Source organism: Myxococcus stipitatus DSM 14675 (assembly GCF_000331735.1).
GTDB lineage: Bacteria > Myxococcota > Myxococcia > Myxococcales > Myxococcaceae > Myxococcus > Myxococcus stipitatus.
Genome location: NC_020126.1, coordinates 1,008,010 through 1,023,426 on the forward strand (window position 1 = coordinate 1,008,010; position 15,417 = coordinate 1,023,426).

At 70.8% G+C, this 15,417-nt stretch carries 13 protein-coding genes; 10 read left to right on the plus strand and 3 right to left on the minus strand.

The window, feature by feature from the left end:
• Window positions 1-101: 101 nt before the first annotated feature.
• Window positions 102-1,559, plus strand: a complete 1,458-nt coding sequence (locus MYSTI_RS04055) for a M57 family metalloprotease (RefSeq protein ID WP_015346426.1) — start codon at window positions 102-104, stop codon at window positions 1,557-1,559.
• A gap of 71 nt (window positions 1,560-1,630) precedes the next feature.
• On the opposite strand, the gene MYSTI_RS04060 is transcribed toward MYSTI_RS04055, so the two are convergent.
• Entirely contained in the window at window positions 1,631-2,887 is a 1,257-nt protein-coding gene (locus MYSTI_RS04060) for an MDR family MFS transporter (RefSeq protein ID WP_015346427.1), read from the minus strand.
• A gap of 274 nt (window positions 2,888-3,161) precedes the next feature.
• Here MYSTI_RS04060 and MYSTI_RS04065 point away from each other — a divergent pair, with 274 nt between their 5' ends.
• The 5 genes from MYSTI_RS04065 (at window position 3,162) to MYSTI_RS04085 (ending at window position 7,394) form a co-directional block, all read left to right on the plus strand.
• Window positions 3,162-4,070 (plus strand): hypothetical protein, encoded by a 909-nt coding sequence (locus MYSTI_RS04065; RefSeq protein WP_015346428.1) that lies wholly within the window; start codon window positions 3,162-3,164, stop codon window positions 4,068-4,070.
• Between the two features lie 150 nt (window positions 4,071-4,220).
• A complete protein-coding gene (locus MYSTI_RS04070; protein ID WP_015346429.1) occupies window positions 4,221-5,126 on the plus strand; it encodes an AEC family transporter in 906 nt (301 codons plus the stop codon).
• A gap of 160 nt (window positions 5,127-5,286) precedes the next feature.
• The gene (locus MYSTI_RS04075; protein WP_015346430.1) at window positions 5,287-6,087 is read left to right on the plus strand and encodes a nucleotidyltransferase family protein; all 801 of its coding nucleotides are present in this window, start codon (window positions 5,287-5,289) and stop codon (window positions 6,085-6,087) included.
• 96 nt (window positions 6,088-6,183) lie between these two features.
• The gene (locus tag MYSTI_RS04080; RefSeq protein ID WP_144369984.1) at window positions 6,184-6,855 is read left to right on the plus strand and encodes a hypothetical protein; all 672 of its coding nucleotides are present in this window, start codon (window positions 6,184-6,186) and stop codon (window positions 6,853-6,855) included.
• A gap of 149 nt (window positions 6,856-7,004) precedes the next feature.
• Window positions 7,005-7,394 carry a hypothetical protein gene (locus tag MYSTI_RS04085; protein WP_015346432.1) on the plus strand — a complete coding sequence of 130 codons (390 nt, stop codon included), beginning with the start codon at window positions 7,005-7,007 and terminating at the stop codon, window positions 7,392-7,394.
• Between the two features lie 70 nt (window positions 7,395-7,464).
• Here the strand turns inward: MYSTI_RS04085 and MYSTI_RS04090 are convergent, their stop codons facing one another.
• Window positions 7,465-7,674: a hypothetical protein gene (locus MYSTI_RS04090; RefSeq protein WP_015346433.1), complete on the minus strand. Its 210-nt coding sequence runs from the start codon at window positions 7,672-7,674 to the stop codon at window positions 7,465-7,467.
• Window positions 7,675-7,919: 245 nt separating this feature from the next.
• On the opposite strand from MYSTI_RS04090, the gene MYSTI_RS04095 reads away from it, so the two are divergent.
• Complete coding sequence (locus MYSTI_RS04095; protein WP_015346434.1) at window positions 7,920-8,114, plus strand: hypothetical protein; 195 nt, start codon at window positions 7,920-7,922, stop codon at window positions 8,112-8,114.
• 83 nt (window positions 8,115-8,197) lie between these two features.
• Complete coding sequence (locus MYSTI_RS04100; protein WP_015346435.1) at window positions 8,198-8,476, plus strand: hypothetical protein; 279 nt, start codon at window positions 8,198-8,200, stop codon at window positions 8,474-8,476.
• Window positions 8,477-8,479: 3 nt separating this feature from the next.
• Here the strand turns inward: MYSTI_RS04100 and MYSTI_RS04105 are convergent, their stop codons facing one another.
• Window positions 8,480-9,667, minus strand: coding sequence for a hypothetical protein (locus tag MYSTI_RS04105; RefSeq protein WP_015346436.1), 1,188 nt, complete (start codon window positions 9,665-9,667; stop codon window positions 8,480-8,482).
• Between the two features lie 97 nt (window positions 9,668-9,764).
• Here MYSTI_RS04105 and MYSTI_RS04110 point away from each other — a divergent pair, with 97 nt between their 5' ends.
• A complete protein-coding gene (locus MYSTI_RS04110) occupies window positions 9,765-12,839 on the plus strand; it encodes an MG2 domain-containing protein (RefSeq protein ID WP_015346437.1) in 3,075 nt (1,024 codons plus the stop codon).
• Window positions 12,836-15,262 carry an alpha-2-macroglobulin family protein gene (locus MYSTI_RS45225; RefSeq protein WP_015346438.1) on the plus strand — a complete coding sequence of 809 codons (2,427 nt, stop codon included), beginning with the start codon at window positions 12,836-12,838 and terminating at the stop codon, window positions 15,260-15,262. The genes MYSTI_RS04110 and MYSTI_RS45225 overlap by 4 nt, the downstream gene beginning before the upstream one ends.
• Window positions 15,263-15,417 lie beyond the last annotated feature (155 nt).

The window sequence follows — 15,417 nt, forward strand, 5'->3', positions numbered from 1 at the left end:
GGAAATCCGCTAGTTACGGATTTGGCATGACGGCTGCTTAGGAGGGGCGCACCGGGCTGTGGGAGCTCGGGAGTATCCCTCCTCTGCGAAGAAGGATGTTCATGTCTCAGTCCAAGTTTATCGGCGCAGTCACGGGCCTGGCGCTGCTGGCGGGTTGTGGCGGCGGTGACGCGTCCACCCCCGCTCCGGAGACCACGAGCCAGGGAATGACCTACGAGCAGTTCCTCTCGACGGTCTACCAGGAGCCGGAGACCGGCATCTTCATCGCCAACGGCGACACGACGTTCTCCAACGAGAAGAAGCTGCGCGAGTTCTACGAGAAGAACATCCGCAACGGCCAGCTCATCGTCCACACGAGCGGCGGCGTGGATGCGAAGTGGAACGACACGCAGAAGAAGAACATCACGTACTGCGTGAGCACGACGTTCAACACGAACTACAACGCGGCCGTGACGGCGATGGCGAACGCGGCGGCGGCGTGGGAAGCCGTGGCGGACGTGAAGTTTGTCTACGTGAGCGCGCAGGACGGCAGCTGCACCGCGACCAACAACAACGTGGTGTTCGACGTGCGTCCGGTGAACTCGGGTGGCCAGTACCTGGCGCGCGCGTTCTTCCCGGATGACGCCCGCGGGGACCGCAACGTCCTCATCGACAACACGGCGTTCGGCAACAACCCGCCCTGGACGCTGACGGGCATCCTGCGTCACGAGCTGGGCCACACGCTGGGCTTCCGCCACGAGCACACCCGCCCCGAGTCGGGCACGTGCTTCGAGGACAGCAACTGGCGCGCGCTGACGACGTACGACTCCGCCTCCGTGATGCACTACCCCCAGTGCAACGGCTCGCAGTCGGGTGACCTGATCATCACGGCGAAGGACGCGCAGGGCGCCGCGCTGCTCTACGGCCAGCCCGGTGGCGGCCCTGGCCCTGGCACGGGCACGCCGACGACGGAGACGAAGACGGGCAGCGTGGCGGCGAGCGCCAACTCCAACTTCGGCCCCTTCAGCGTCGTGGCCGGCACGTCCTTCAGCGTGGCGATGACGGGCACGGGTGACCCGGACCTGTACGTGCGCTTCGGCTCCGCGCCGACGACGGCGGCCTACGACTGCCGTCCGTACCTGGGCGGTGCGTCCGAGTCCTGCAACCTGACGGTGCCCGCCGGTGTCACGGAGGCGTACGTCATGGTGCGTGGCTACACGGCCGGCACGTTCACGCTGACCATCAACTACACCAAGCCGGGCACGTCCGGTGGTGGCACGCCGACGACGGACACCAAGTCCGGCAGCGTGGCGGTGAACACGAACGCGACGCTCCCCGCGTACAGCGTGGTGGCTGGCACGACGTTCAGCGTGGCGATGACGGGCTCGGGTGACCCGGACCTGTACGTGCGCTTCGGCTCCGCGCCGACCACGACGGCCTACGACTGCCGCCCGTACCAGACCGGCGCGACCGAGTCCTGCAACCTGACGGTGCCGGCCGGTGTCACGCAGGCCCACGTCATGGTGCGCGGCTACACGGCCGCCACGTACAACCTGACCATCAACTACACCAAGCCGTAGTCGACGGCGGGGTTCGAGGTTGGAACGCGGGCGGTCTCCTGGAAGGGAGGCCGCCCGTGGTTCTTGCGGGTTCAGTCGAGGAGCGGGCTCAGGTCCGTGCGCAGCGCGCGCTGGGCATCCAGGCGCCGGCGCCGGGAGTCGGCGATGACCAGCTGCCACGCGGCGCAGACGAACCCCAGCACGAGGCAGGTCATCCACAGGCTGGAGGAGCCGGCGCGGCCCAGAATCCAGCCTCCCAGCGCGGGAGCGACGCTGGAGGCCAGGCCCCAGAGCATGTGGAACGCGCCCTGGTAGCTGCCGCGCAGGCCGGGCGGGGCCAGGTCGGCGACGACGGACGGGGCGACGGGCGCCTGCAGCATCTCGCCCAGCGTCCACACCGCGACGGCGCAGGCGGCGAGCCCCATGTGCGCGGACACGCTGTGCAGCCCGAAGCCCAGGCCGGTGAGGACCGCGGCGATGGCCAGGGCCTGGGCGCGGCGCAGGTGTTTGAGCACGCGGCTGGTGAAGGGCTGGAGCAGCACGATGAGCGCGCCGTTGACGGCGAGCACGGTGCCGAACTGCGCCTCGGTGAGTCCGCGCGCGCTCAGGTCCATGGGGAGCGCGACCTGGGACTGGTAGAAGATGACCGACACGCCGAAGACGGGGACGGCGAAGGCGAGGAAGGCCGGGTCCCTGAAGGGCGCCAGCAGCGAGCTGGCGGCGCTGCGGGCGGCGGAGGTGTCCTGCTTGGGAGGCTGCGCGGGGCGCGTCTCCGGGAGCATGAACCAGATGCAGCAGCCGTAGGTGAAGGTGGTGATGGCGTCGGCGATGAAGAGGGTGAGGTAGCCGTAGCGGACCATCAGCCCGGCCATGGGCACGGCGATGGCGAAGCCCACGTTGATGACCCAGTAGAGCAGGCCGAAGGCGCGCTGCCGGTCCTCGGGGGAGACGACGTCCGTGATGGCGGCGGACACGGCGGGCCGGTAGAGCTCGCCCATGATGCCCAGGCAGAAGGCCGCGACGGAGATGGCGACGGGGTCTCTGGCGAAGCCGAGGCACACCATGCCGATGGAGCCGAGCCACAGGCCTCCCGCGAGGGTGATGCGTCGGCCCACGCGGTCCGCGAGCATTCCGCCCAGGGGGCTCGCGATGACGGCGCCCACGCCGTAGAGGGAGACGACGAGTCCCGCGCGCTCGACGCTGAAGCCCCGCTCACGGGTGAGGTACAGCGCGAGGAAGGGGACGACGAAGCTTCCCAGCCGGTTGACGAGTGTTCCTATCCACAGCACCCAGTACGTGCGGGGGAAACCGCCCGCCATGTCGTGCAACGCCCGTCGCAGCGAGCCCATCAAGGCCGCCCTCCGAGTCGTGCGGAACAACAGGAGACGGGACACCTGAAGGCGAATCGGAAAGGCATAGGGCTGAGGGCCAGCATGCGTCAGGGGAGATGCGCACTCACGCAGGGCGTTTCGAATCCTGACTGCGACGCTTTGCTTGGAGTTCAGAGGAATTCTGCGACGACGCGCGGGCCTGAATCCGGATGACGAGATGAACCCGGAAGCCATGCGTCCGAGGGAGGAGGTAGAGCCCCTCGCTGCGCGGTCAATGGGGTAGAGCGGAGGCATGACGTCCTCTGCGATTCCCCCGGGTGCGGTCGCCTTCGTGGACCGCTGGCGTGAGCTGTTCGATGCCTGTGACTGGTCCGGCCTGCGGGCGCACGAGCATCCCGACTTTCCCGAGGCCGGTCCTCCCCGACAGAACGACAGCTTCATCCGGGGGCTCGGGAACAGTGGCTTTCGCGTCAAGAGCGCGAAGCTGAAGCCCTTCGTGCAGCCCCGGTGGTCCATCTTCCGGCTGAGCCGCCTGCACCCACCTCCGACGTACTGGTGTGACCTGGTGCTGAGGAACAAGAAGGGCCAAGAGACGGAGGCCTTCATCGCCCTGGCTCCGTGGGAGGGAGAGGAGGGGGCGTTTCGCGCCTCGTACTATGTCGAGCTTCCCCCGAAGAAGAAGGTCGCTCCGCTGGACCTGGGCAAGGAGCGCCAGCGTGTCGCGAAGTTCGTCGCCAAGGCGGTGAAGGACTTCGCCCGGGTCCGGGATGAGCGGCCGCTGCGGCGACTGGAGCTTCATTACTCCACCGACAACGGGACGCTGAGCGTGTGCATCGACCTCGATGCGGCGGCGGAGCCGGGACGGGGGGATGCGATGACCCACTTCGGGTTCGCGGAGCTGCTGGTCCCGCGCTGGCCCGAGGTGAAGGAGCACAAGGCGCCCGTGGTGGGGCTGGATGGCGTGAAGCTCGCGGCGCGCGAGGATGGGACCTGGGGCACGGCGGAGGTGCACGCGCGGCTCGAGGTGCACTTGGGGAAGATGCTCGTCGCGACGCTGCTCGAGATGAGGGACAGCGGCCAGTTCGAGTCCCTGCGCGTCCTGGCCACGTCGGAGCTGTGTGTCGAGGAGTACGAAGGCCACTTCGGCTGGCCCGACTACGAGGAGCGCGGGAAGGAGAACTGGCTGGTGCCGCCTCCGTAGCCGCCGCGCGCGACGTTCTGGGCGAACCGCTCGACAACATCTCCACAGCCCCTTCTCGAGAGGATGGGCTCATGGCTTGTGACGAGCCGCCAACGCTGATGCGCGTGTGAGTGGCCAGGTGGCGCCGCGGGCTGCTAAGGCGCGAGCGTCATGAGTCAGGTCATCGGGTTGCTGGGGACGTGTCTGGTGCTGGGCATCCTGGCCCGGCACAGTGGGAAGTTCCCTCCGGGCTCGGCGGGGCCGCTCAACACGTTCGTGCTGTATGTGGCTCTGCCAGCGCTGGTGCTGCGCGTGATGCACCGGCTGGAGTTCGTTCCGTCCCTGCTCGTCGCCGCGCTCGTGCCGTGGCTGTACTTCCTCGCGGCGGGACCGTTCTTCCGGTGGTGGGGCTCGCGCCTGGGCTGGTCCAAGGAGACGGTGGCCGCGCTGGTGCTGACGGGCGGGCTGGGCAATACCGCCTTCGTGGGACTGCCCATGGCGGAGGCCCTGCTCGGCTCGGAGGGCCTGGCCGTGGCCGTGGTGGTGGACCAGCTGGGCTCGTTCCTGGCCTTGTCCACCCTCGCGACGCTGGGCGCGGCACGAGCCAGCGCGGAGGCGGAGCTTCCCTTGCGTTCGCTCGTGAAGAAGGTGGCGACGTTTCCTCCCTTCGTCGCGCTGGTCGTCTCGCTGCTCCTGCGGCCCGTGGGCTATCCCGCGTGGGTGGAGTCCGTGCTGGACCGGCTGGGCTCGCTCCTGACGCCGCTGGCACTGTTCTCCGTGGGCTTGCAGCTGCGCTTCTCGGGGCTGAAGGCGCGCCTGCCCGCGCTGTCCCTGGGCCTCTTCTACAAGCTGGTGCTGGTGCCCGGCGTGGTGGTGCTGCTCCTCCTCGCGGTGCCGAGCCTGCCGCCCGTCGTCGTCCAGGCGACCATCCTCCAGTCCGCGATGGCCCCCATGGTGAGCGCGGCGATTCTCGCGGCCGAGCACCGCCTGGACCCGGACCTGGCCGTGCTCATGGTGGGCGTGGGGATTCCCCTGTCCTTCCTCTCCGCGCCCCTGATGCTGTGGCTCGTGCGGTAGCGGCAAGCACGCTTCCGGAAAGCGGCGCCCTGTCCGCTCGGATGCTCGGAGAGCGGGTGCGCGGACGGCTCGCTGACGTGCAGGCCATGTACCCCTATCTTCTCTCATGGCCGAGCAACCACCGAAGGCCTCCGGACTCCCTGGAGGAGACCCGAGGCGGATGGAAGTGCGGCGCTCCGTGGCGGAGCTGGGCGCGCGCACCTACGCCATCCAATTGCTTTCCGACGCGGGCATCCCCTTCCTCGTGGGCGGCGCGTATGCCTTCGCCCACTACACGGGCATCTACCGCGACACCAAGGACCTGGACCTGTTCCTCCACCGCGCGGACGGCGACCGGGCGCTGGAGCTCCTCGCGCGCAACGAGTGGCGCACCGAGAGCGAGGTCCACGGCTGGCTGCACAAGGCCTTCTGGGAGGACTTCCTCGTCGACCTCATCTACGGCTCGGGCAACGGCCTCACCACCATCGACGAGGCCTGGTTCGAGCACGCCGTCCCCGCGCAGGTGCTGGGCTGCCCGTGCCGCGTGCCTCCCGCCGAGGAGATCTTCTGGAGCAAGGCCTTCGTCCTCGAGCGCGAGCGCTTCGATGGGCACGAGCTCACCCACCTGCTCCTGAAGATGGGCTCGACGTTCGACTGGCCCCGCTTGATGCGCCGCTTCGACCGCTACTGGGAGGTGCTGCTCTCCCATCTGCTCTTTTTCCGCTTCGCCTACCCCTCGGACCGGGACATCGTCCCCTCGTGGGTGATGCGGGAGTTGCTCGCCCGGGCGGATGCATCGGTGGACGCGGGCAACTGGAGCGAGCGCATCTGCCGCGGCCGGCTGCTCTCCCCCGTCAGCTATCGCGTCGACGTCGACGAGTGGGGCTACGAGGACGGCGGCGCGTGGGACTCGCGCCAGCGCCAACGCGACGACTCCGCGCGCGGAGCCGAGGAGACGCCAGGCCCTCATGGGCCCCACTGAGCCGCCCGACGTGCCGTCAGGCGAGCCCCCGAGGGGCCATGCCATGCCTCCCCCGGAGTCGAGCCCCTACTGTTCCGGAGGAAAGGCAGGTGCTCCGTGTCACGCCTCGAGTCCGGACTTCGACAAGCGCTCGGAAGGCTGAGCGTGGTGGTGCTGTCGCTGGGTGTCGCCGCGCCCGTGAGCGCACAAGTGGCCTCCCCTGAGCGCACGGGAGACCTCCGCCTCCGCGTGGGAGACCAGTTCCTCGCGGTGACGCTGGACGAGGACCGGCTGCGCGGAGGGGGCTTCGACCTGCGCAGCACGCGGACCTCCATCGAAGGACGTCTCCACGGAGAGGACGTCGACCTGCGCTGGCGCGGAGCGGGCATCGACGGGCGGGTGGGCTCGGCGGACACGCGGCTGGAGCTCTCGCGCTACTCCGCGCAACAGGGCTTCCGCGTGGATGGCGAGCTCGCGGGCTGGCCCGCCGCGCTCGTCGTCTCTCCCGTGGGGCTCTCCGGCGACGTGGGTGGGTGCAGCTACTCCCTCACGGTGGCGGGAGGGAACTACACGGGCTGGCGGACGTGTCAGCCGAATCCCGACAGCGAGCCCATCTCCGTCGCGCTGGGCCTGCCCGAGAACTTCCGCGCGCTCGGCGAGACACAGCAGGCCGTGCTCCTGTCCCTGCTGCTCTCCGAGGCGGGCCTTCCTCCCGCGCCCCCACGCGACACCTCCGACAGCGGACGCACCCTCGAAGGGCCGGGCCTGGATGAAGGCACGCGGCCGTGACGCCGCTCCGCGCGGAAACGTGCAAGTGAAGCGCAATCGCTGTCGCCACACCTGTCTCACCCTCCACGGGACGTGCTTCAATCTCTTTCACGCGTGTGACGCGCGCGTGGATGGGCGCTTGCCCATTCTCCACGGAAAGAGAGTCCCCCATGAAGCTGTGCTGGAGTGTGCTGTCGGCCCTCGTGCTGTCCGGTCTGCTCGCCTGCGGTGGGACGGAGGCCCCTGAAGTCAGCGAGCCCCTGGCGCAGGAGTCGAGCGAGCTCGTCACCTGTTCCACCACGTGCTCCAACGGGTCGACGGTGTCGTGCTCGGGGAACACGTGCTCCACCATCCCGGGGGAGTCCGTGGAGTGTGACGGCTTCTATCGAATCTGTGTGCCGGACTCGGCCTGCCTGTTCTCCGGCAGCGCCTGCTCGAGTCTCGCGGGAAAGAGTTGTTCGCCCGTGGGCAGCGAGCGCAAGTGCTGCATCAACCGGAAGCCCACCGGGAACTGTTACTGCATGGTGGGTGGGACCTGGGCCTGCACCGTCACGCCCTGACGAGTGACTTCGCGAATCGCGTGCGCCGAGCCCAGGCCGGGCTCGACGCGCGCGGTGCACCTGACACGACTCAGGCGGTGGCCGTCGCGCCGAAGGACAGCTCCACGCCGTTCTCCTTCACGCGCATGCGCGGCTTGGACAACCAGTGGCATCGGGCGCAGTAGCTGTGCGCCCCAGCAGGAGTGGCACGCACGCTCACGGCACCGCCGCAGAGCACACAGCCGTCGGGCAGGACGAATTCGGCGAAGCGCTCGCCGAGGTTGCTCTCGAATTCAGTCATGCTTCTGAGTTAACGCAGGAATCGCGCGGCACAAGCTGTCCGCTCCTGTACTGAGGTACGGGCCCCGCAGGGCAGTGTCCGCCCAGCCCGCTGTCAGCAGGCAAGCGGGCAAGCCCTCCTGAAGTCCTTACCGCTCCAGGTCCAACTGACCTCCGCCGGACACCGCAACCGTCCACACTCCGGTGAAGTGATTGGCACATGGATTGATCTCCAAGACGCCGAGAACGCGGAAGGAGGGTCACGGCATGAAGGGCGTCATGCGGGTGGCGGTGCGCGAGGAGCGAGGGGCCTGGAAGGTGGAGGTGGCCACCCTGGAGGGGGAGGTGCGGCGCTACCGGTACGAGAGCGAGGCCCAGGCGCGCTACTTCGCCGCGGTCTTCGCGCTGGGGCCGCGGGTGCTGCCCCCCGTGCGCCGGGTGAAGGGCCGGCGGGCCGCCTGAGGGGGCGGGGACGGGGCCTCCGGGCGCCGTGACAGCGGCTTCCCTCTACCCTTGCGGGCGGGTTTCGGAGAGGCTTCGTCGCCATGAGCGACGCGAGCAAGAACTTCCTCCACCGGCCGAACCGTCAGCACATCACCCAGGAGCCGGACCCCGCGGGCCGCTGGTCCAACAAGTTCCCGGACATGATTGGGTACACCAGCCAGGGCGGCGGCAAGGTGCCCGCGGACTTCGGGTGGAACACCAACCCCAAGCAGTGGCAGGAGGAGATGACGCCGGTGACGCTGGCCGAGCGCTTCAACGAGCTGCGCGTGCTGCCCACCGCGCCCCAGGCTCCCGCGCTCCCCGCCGACACCCAGAAGTAGCCGCTAGCTGAAGGGCAGGGCCGCGAGGCGCTCGCGAAAGCGCTCGAGCAGACCTCGCGAGCTCGCCTCATCCAGTCCCTCGGCGGCTTCCTGCCGCGCCTTGCGAAGGAAGCCGTCGAAGGGCGCCGAGCGTCCATACAGCGCCCCCGCCCCCTCCACCGCGTCCACCAGCACCCGCGCCGCGCCCGGTGAGTTGAGCCCCAGGTGCATCTCCGCCTGCTCCAGCTTCACGCCGCAGGAGGTCCACACGCCGCGGTCATGCACGATGAGCCACGTGCGCGTGACGTCCTCCATGGCCTCGTCCAGGAAGGCGAGGAACGGCTCCACGAGCGAGGGCAGCACGTCCTCGGCGAGCTCCTTCTGGCCCGCCGTGTCCTGGAGCCTGGAGCGCAGGCTCAGGATGTGGTGCTTCTGCGGCGTGCGCAGCGCCACGGCGGCGGGGAGGGTGATGAACGCGGCCAGGCTCTCCGTCACCTGCCGCGCCAGCGCGGGACGTGAGGGCGCCTCCGCCTTGGCCGCGCGCTCCAGCCGGCCCTGGAGGGAGCGGCGCAGGTCCGCCGCCGCCGCGCGCAGGGCCGCGCGTGCGCCCACCTGGTGCACGTAGCCGGGCACCACGTCCTCGCGGCGCACGTGCTCGAAGGCCGCGGCGGTGAGGTAGACGAGGTCGCCGATGCGCACGCGGAAGTCCGCGCGGAACGACTGGAGCTCCGCCATCAGCGTCCAGCGGTCGCTCACCACCTCCGGCCGTCGCATCTGCTGGCCCAGCTCCGACACCTGCTTCGACAGCCGCTCCGCGCAGGCGTGGAGCACGGCCTCGACTTCTTGAGCCAGCCGCTCGTCGGAGCTGGCGGGAGGGGGGGCCCAGCCTCCGCTGGATGTCGAGCGCGCGGGAGGGGGGAACTGCTGGTGGATGGCGGTGACGAGCTGGTTGACGCCCACCAGGGTGTCGCCGATGGCCGGGGCCATGGTCTCCCACAGGGCCAGGTCCGCGCCGCCGTCCGACTCCACCGTGGTGGGCTCGTACCGGGCGATGCTCAGGTGTCCCAGCCGGTCGATGGCCACCGCCGCCGCGCGGTGCACGCGCTCCAGCCGGTCCGCGAGGTGCCGGTCCGTGAGCGACTCGAGGAGTGCCTCCAGACGAGAGGGCAATGCGTCCTGCGGCGCGCGAGTCTTGGCTGGCGATGGAGGCATGGGGCGCGGAACGCTACCGCACGGGTGAGTGTCTAGCGAAGACGGGCCCTCCGGTTCGAGAGCGTCTCGGCATAGAGTGAAGCCCTGGGGAGGTCGCATGACAGAGCGGTTCCGCCGTCGGTGGAAGACGGGTGGGCTCGGGGCGCTGGTGCTGCTGGGCATCTGGGGCCTGGCGGCCGGGGACGTATGTCTTTCCGCCTGGGTCCTGAGTGGGGTGAAGGTGCCCCATTGCCCGGATGGGAAGTTCCGGCAGACGGTGGCCGTGAGCTTCACGGAGCTGGGGCGGGGCCTGCCGGGCGCGGTGCGTGTCTGGGCGGATGCTCATGCGCCCAACGACAGCGGGTCGCTGATGAGCGCGCGGGTGCGGCGCGGCTCGGCGGAGCTGTTCCTGGTGGACGCGGAGGGCAAGGAGACGCCGCTGGAGGTCGAGAAGAAGGACGGCTGGACGCGCTCCGACGGCGACGTGCTCGTGGCGCAGGTGAAGCTGCCGGCGGTGACGGACGGTGACTACCGGCTGCGCACGCGCCTCTCCACGCCGCTGGGCACGGACACCGTGGACGCGGCGCTGCCGCTGTATGCGCCCGCGGTGGCGCACGTGCTGACCGACCGGCCGTTGTACGAGCCCGGCAACGAGGTGCGCTTCCGCGCGGTGGTGCTGCGCGCGAAGGACCTGGCCCCGCTGGATGGTCGGCCCGGGACGTGGTTCTTGACGGACGCCTCGGGCGAGGTGGTGCTCGAGGAGCGTGCTCCCGCGGGCCCATGGGGTGTCGTGGCGGGTGGCTTCCCGTTGGACCGGGGCGCGGCCGTGGGCACGTGGACGCTGTCGTGGCGGAGCGGCGCCACGCAGGCCAACGCCACGTTCGAGGTGAAGCCCTTCACGCTGCCGCGCTTCCAGGTGGAGGCGCTGAGCCCCAGGCCCTTCTGGCGCGCGGGTGAGTCACCGGAGGTGAAGGGGCAGGTGGTGTACGCGTCCGGTGCCCCCGTGGGGAACGCGGAGGTGGAGCTGACGTGGCAGGTCCATGGCGCCTGGCCGCCGCCTCCTGAGTGGATGACGGGCGGACTGCCCACGCGTGCTCGCGCGGATGCGACGGGGCGGTTCACGCTGACGCTGCCTCGCGTGCCGGAGGACTTGCGGGGCCAGGTGTCGCTGGCCGCGCGAGTGGCCGCGCGAGACGCCGCCGGAGACCGGGTCGAGGGTGCCGTGTCGCTGCTGCTCACCGAGGACGCGCTGGCCGTCTCGTCGGTGACGGAGCTGGAGGACGGTCTGGTCGAGGGCTTCAGCAACCGCGTCTACCTGCGCGCCACCACGCCCGATGGCCAGGTGTTGCCGGGGGCGGAGCTGACGGTGACGCGGGCGTGGGATGAGCGGGATGAGGGCGTGCGCGGCGTGACGGACGAGGACGGCGTCGCGGCCTTCCAGTTGGACCCGGGGACTCCCATCAACGTGGTGGTGCCGCCGATGCCGGTGCGTCGCCCGCCGCCTCCGCCGCCGGTGTCGCTGAGCTCGATGCGCAGCCTGCTGGAGCCAGGGAACGAGCCGACGCTCCAGGAGCGACTCGCGGTGGAGTCCTGGCTGTCGTCGCTCCAGCCGTGTGCGCGCTTCGTCCTGCCGAGTGATGGCGTCGCCTCGGTCGAGCTGGGGGTGCGCTCGGGAGCGGGAGGCGCGGTGGTGGAGGTGGTGACGGGGGAGGACGCGCTCTCGACGTGCGTGGCGCAGGTCGTGCGTTCACGCGTGTTGCCCTCGGGTCGGGAGCGGGTGTTGGCGCTGTCGTTGCGCGTGGAGGACCGGGGGATGCCGTGGTTCGAGCTGTCGGTCGAGCCCGCGTTCGGCGCGAGCGTCCCGATGGTGGTCGCGCTGGCGACGGCGGCCAATGACGCGCGTGCGTGTCTGCCGCTGAATGTGGCGTCGAGTCCTCGGCTCCCGCTGGCGCTGTCCTGGCGGGTGGGCGCGAAGAAGGAGGTGACGACGTCCTGGTCCACCGTGCCGGGCGGGAAGGGCGGACTGGGGGGCTCCGTGGAGGCGTGCGTCCGGGAGCGCTTCGCCCGGGTGCGTGTCGATGAGAAGGAGCCCGGGAACCCGGCGATGGGGGTGATGTGGCTCACGGTGCACTCCGGCAACGAGGACTTCGAGAAGGAAGAGGGCCGGGCCACGACGTTCCTCGGCTACGAGCTGAAGGTGGTGGCGAAGGTGGACGGCAAGCCGGTGGGCGACACGAAGTGGGTGCTGCGTCCCGCGAGCCTGCCGCCCCTGCGCTTGAGGGCGACGCCGGTGCTGGCGCGAGCGGGGGAGGAGGTGCGCATCGACCTGATGCGAGGGCCGACGTACCGGGGGACGCTCCCCGAGCAGCTGACGCTGCAAGCCGGGAAGCAGGCGCTGGTCGTGAAGCTGGAGAAGGGCGCCACGTCCGCGCGCTTCCGGCTGCCCGCGGACTTCGAGGGCTGGGCCGAGTCGTCCTGGATGGGCGCGACGGCCCGGGTGTACGTGGCGCCGCGCGCGAAGCTCTCCGTGGAGGTGTCGCCGGAGAAGCCCGTCTATGCCCCGGGGGACCTGGCGCGGCTGCAAGTGCACACGCAGGTGGATGGGAAGGACGGGCCCGCGGCGGTGGGGCTCTTCGGTGTGGATGAGACGCTGGGGCAGCTCGTGCCTCTGCCGGGCGGAGAGGTGCTCGCGGGGGTGCGGCCCGCGCCGGCCACGTCGCAGCCGGCCTTCGGGGTCCTGGATGGAATGGCCCTGGCACAGGGGCGCATCCGAGGCTCCAACGCCGCCGCCGCGACGCTGGTGCGCGTGAGCTCCGTGCCGAGGCTCCAGGACGTGGAGGCCCGCGTGAGCGCGAGCGGCGCGACCCTCTTCGACGCCGAAGCGGAGGTGGTCGAGCCCTTCTACGTGGTGCTCTCGGAGCTGCACGAGCAGGTGCGCCAGTGGGAGGAGAAGGCGCCGGAGGGCGAGACGCTGGTCCCCTCGGGTGTGGCGAAGCTGTGGTCGCAGGCGCTGCTCGCGTGTGAGCAGCGCGGCGAGAAGGTGACGGATGCCTTTGGCAATCGCCTCAGGTTGTCGCGGCTGCCCAGGGAGTTGCTGGAGCTGACGGACCCTCGGGCGGTGGTGTCGCGTGGGACGCGGCTGCCGGAGGACGTGGAGAACTGGAACGAGTGGGTTGCCCGGGAGGCGCCATGAAGCGCACGGTCATCGCTGGAGCGGTGTGCCTTGTCATCGGGTTTGGCCTGGCGGTGTTCCTGACGGGGAACATGCGGCGTGCGTTCGGTTCCTCCGCGTCCGCGCTGGCGGGTGACGCCGCGTTCCAGATGTTCAGCGCGTCCGACGAGGAGATGCAGATGGCGAAGCTGGTGCTCAAGGAGCGGGCCGAGGCGCCCGCGCCACCGCCACCGCCACCGCCTCCCGCGATGGGAGGCGTCGCCCCCGTGGTGGAGGGAGGCCTCTCCGCAGACTCGCTGGGTTCGGCGGAGGCCGACGACCTCTCTCCGAGCGAGGAGGAGGAGAAGCCCTCTTCGACGGGAGCCCCGGGCCGCGCCTGGTTCCCGGAGACGTTCCTCTTCGAGCCGCTGGTGGTGACGGACGCTTCTGGCCTGGCGACGCTTCCGGTGCGCGTGCCGGACCGGCTCACGCGCTGGCGCGTGCTGGCGCTGGCCCACTCGCGCTCCGGTGCGCAGTCCGGCGCGGTGACGAGCTTCGTGGGGACGTTGCCCACGTATGTGGACCCGGTGCTGCCGGCCTTCCTGCGCGCGGGAGACGTCGCGCGGGTGCCGGTGCAGGTGGTGAACACGACGGACGCGGTCGTGGAGGCTCCGCTGAAGTTCGAGGCGACGGGCGTCGTGGTGGAAGGTGCCCTGCGCACGGTGCGGGTGCCCGCGCGAGGCAGCGTGGTGGAGTACGTGACGGTGAGGGCCTCGGGGCCGGGGCCTGTCGCGGTGCGCGCGGCGCTGGGAGCCTCGGACCGCGTGGAGCGCTCCCTCGAGGTGTGGCCCACGGGGATGCCCGTGGTGCAGACGCGGGGCGGCACGTTGGCGGCGCCGCGCACGGTGTCCCTCTCCGGGCCCGAGGATGCGCAACCGGGCAGTGAGCGAGTCCGGTTGCAGGTGTATCCCGGTGGCCTGGGCGTGCTGCGCTCGGAGCTGGCGTCGGCGGGGGGGCGCACGAGCTCGGAGGACGTGGCGTATGCGCTGCTCCTGGTGGGGCGCATGCCGGAGTTGCTGACGGCGCTGGGCGAGCCCGCGGCGGCGGCGATGGTGAAGTCGGTCCTCTCCAAGAAGGAGGGGCGGCTGACGACGCCGCAGTCACCCGAGGGCAGGCTCGTGGATGGGGATGCGGTGCGGGTCCTCGTCGCGCAGTCGACGCAGCGGGCGCTGCGGCTGAGCCGGGCGCCGGATGTGGCGTCGGCGGCGCTGCTCGTGGAGGGCGCGCTGCTCCATCCGGACAACCCGGTGCTGGCGCGGCTGGGCGAGCGGCTCGCGGGAGTGGTGGCGGCAGCGCAGCGTCCGGACGGCACGTGTCAGGGCGGCCAGGGCTGGTCGCTTCAGCGGCTGCTGGTGGCCACGGCGGATTGTGCCCAGGCGGTGGTCTCCGCGGGAGGCACGCCGGTGGGGGTGCGTCGCTCGGCGCGCTTCACGACGCTGGCGTCGGGGGCGCTGGAGCGCAACCGGGCGCACGTGAAGGATGGCTATACGGCGGCGGCGCTCCTGGCGAGCGGGCTCCCGAAGGGCGCGCTGCGAGACTCGCTGCGGGCCCAGGTCCGTGAGGCGCTGAAGACTCGCGAGGATGGCTCCGCGTACCTGCCCGTGGAGAAGGGCGTGGTGGCGGCGAACGGTGAGGTGCCCTCGGAGGCGGAGGCCACCGCGCTGGCGGTGCTGGGCCTGGAGGGAGATGCGAAGGCGCCGCTGGCGGACCTCGGGGCCTCGCTGCTCGCGGGCTACCACCCGGCCCGGGGCTGGGGCGGCGGGCGCGCGAACCGCGTGGCGCTGCGCGCGGTGGTGACGCTCTTCAAGGCGCCGCTGCCGTCCCAGGTGCGCGTGGTGCTGGAGCGTGACGGCCAGGTGGTGACGGAGGGGACGTACGACGCCCAGGCGCTGCGCGAGGTGCGGGTGCTGGAGGCCTCGGCGGCGGGCTCGGCGGGGGCCCACTCCTGGACGGTGAGGGCGGAGCCCGCGGTGCCGGGCCTGGGGTACTCGCTGGCGCTGTCTGCCGCGGTGCCGTGGAAGAGCGAGGGGACCGATGGTGGAGAACTGGTCATCCGCTCGCCTCGCGAGGCACGGGTGGGGCAGCCGGTGGAGGTGGCGGTGCAGGCGTCCACGCCGGCGGGGCTCTCGGTGGAGCTGCGCCACAGCCTGCCCGCGGGCGTGCAGGTGGTCCCCTCGAGCCTGGATGCACTGGTGTCCGAGGGGAGCGTGTCCTCCTGGACGTCCGAGGATGGCGCGGTGACTTTGAAGCTGCCTCCACGTGGACACGCCGAGCCGTTCCAAGGGACCTTCCGGGTCATCCCCACGCTCGCGGGAACGTTCCAGACGGGGGCCTCCTCGCTGTGGGTGGAGAACCCGCCCGTCCGACTTTCCTACGTACCTCCCGCTACCTGGGCGGTGCGCTGAAACGGGTCCGTGAGGACTGCAAATCCCGGGCGGTGAGAAAGCCGGCCCGGGGAGATTGTCGGCCCGAGGTCTTCCGGGTGGGGAAGACCCTGCACGTCGGGGCAGGGGGGCTGCTTCTGGCGGCAATCCGCTCTAGGAATACGGGAAGATTCACA

Excerpts from the sequence above, each read along its gene's own strand:
- MYSTI_RS04055 (WP_015346426.1), top strand. The coding sequence starts at position 102 with ATGTCTCAGTCCAAGTTTATCGGCGCAGTCACGGGCCTGGCGCTGCTG.
- MYSTI_RS04060 (WP_015346427.1), bottom strand. The coding sequence starts at position 2,887 with ATGGGCTCGCTGCGACGGGCGTTGCACGACATGGCGGGCGGTTTCCCC.
- MYSTI_RS04065 (WP_015346428.1), top strand. The coding sequence starts at position 3,162 with ATGACGTCCTCTGCGATTCCCCCGGGTGCGGTCGCCTTCGTGGACCGC.
- MYSTI_RS04070 (WP_015346429.1), top strand. The coding sequence starts at position 4,221 with ATGAGTCAGGTCATCGGGTTGCTGGGGACGTGTCTGGTGCTGGGCATC.
- MYSTI_RS04075 (WP_015346430.1), top strand. The coding sequence starts at position 5,287 with ATGGAAGTGCGGCGCTCCGTGGCGGAGCTGGGCGCGCGCACCTACGCC.
- MYSTI_RS04085 (WP_015346432.1), top strand. The coding sequence starts at position 7,005 with ATGAAGCTGTGCTGGAGTGTGCTGTCGGCCCTCGTGCTGTCCGGTCTG.
- MYSTI_RS04090 (WP_015346433.1), bottom strand. The coding sequence starts at position 7,674 with ATGACTGAATTCGAGAGCAACCTCGGCGAGCGCTTCGCCGAATTCGTC.
- MYSTI_RS04095 (WP_015346434.1), top strand. The coding sequence starts at position 7,920 with ATGAAGGGCGTCATGCGGGTGGCGGTGCGCGAGGAGCGAGGGGCCTGG.
- MYSTI_RS04100 (WP_015346435.1), top strand. The coding sequence starts at position 8,198 with ATGAGCGACGCGAGCAAGAACTTCCTCCACCGGCCGAACCGTCAGCAC.
- MYSTI_RS04105 (WP_015346436.1), bottom strand. The coding sequence starts at position 9,667 with ATGCCTCCATCGCCAGCCAAGACTCGCGCGCCGCAGGACGCATTGCCC.
- MYSTI_RS04110 (WP_015346437.1), top strand. The coding sequence starts at position 9,765 with ATGACAGAGCGGTTCCGCCGTCGGTGGAAGACGGGTGGGCTCGGGGCG.
- MYSTI_RS45225 (WP_015346438.1), top strand. The coding sequence starts at position 12,836 with ATGAAGCGCACGGTCATCGCTGGAGCGGTGTGCCTTGTCATCGGGTTT.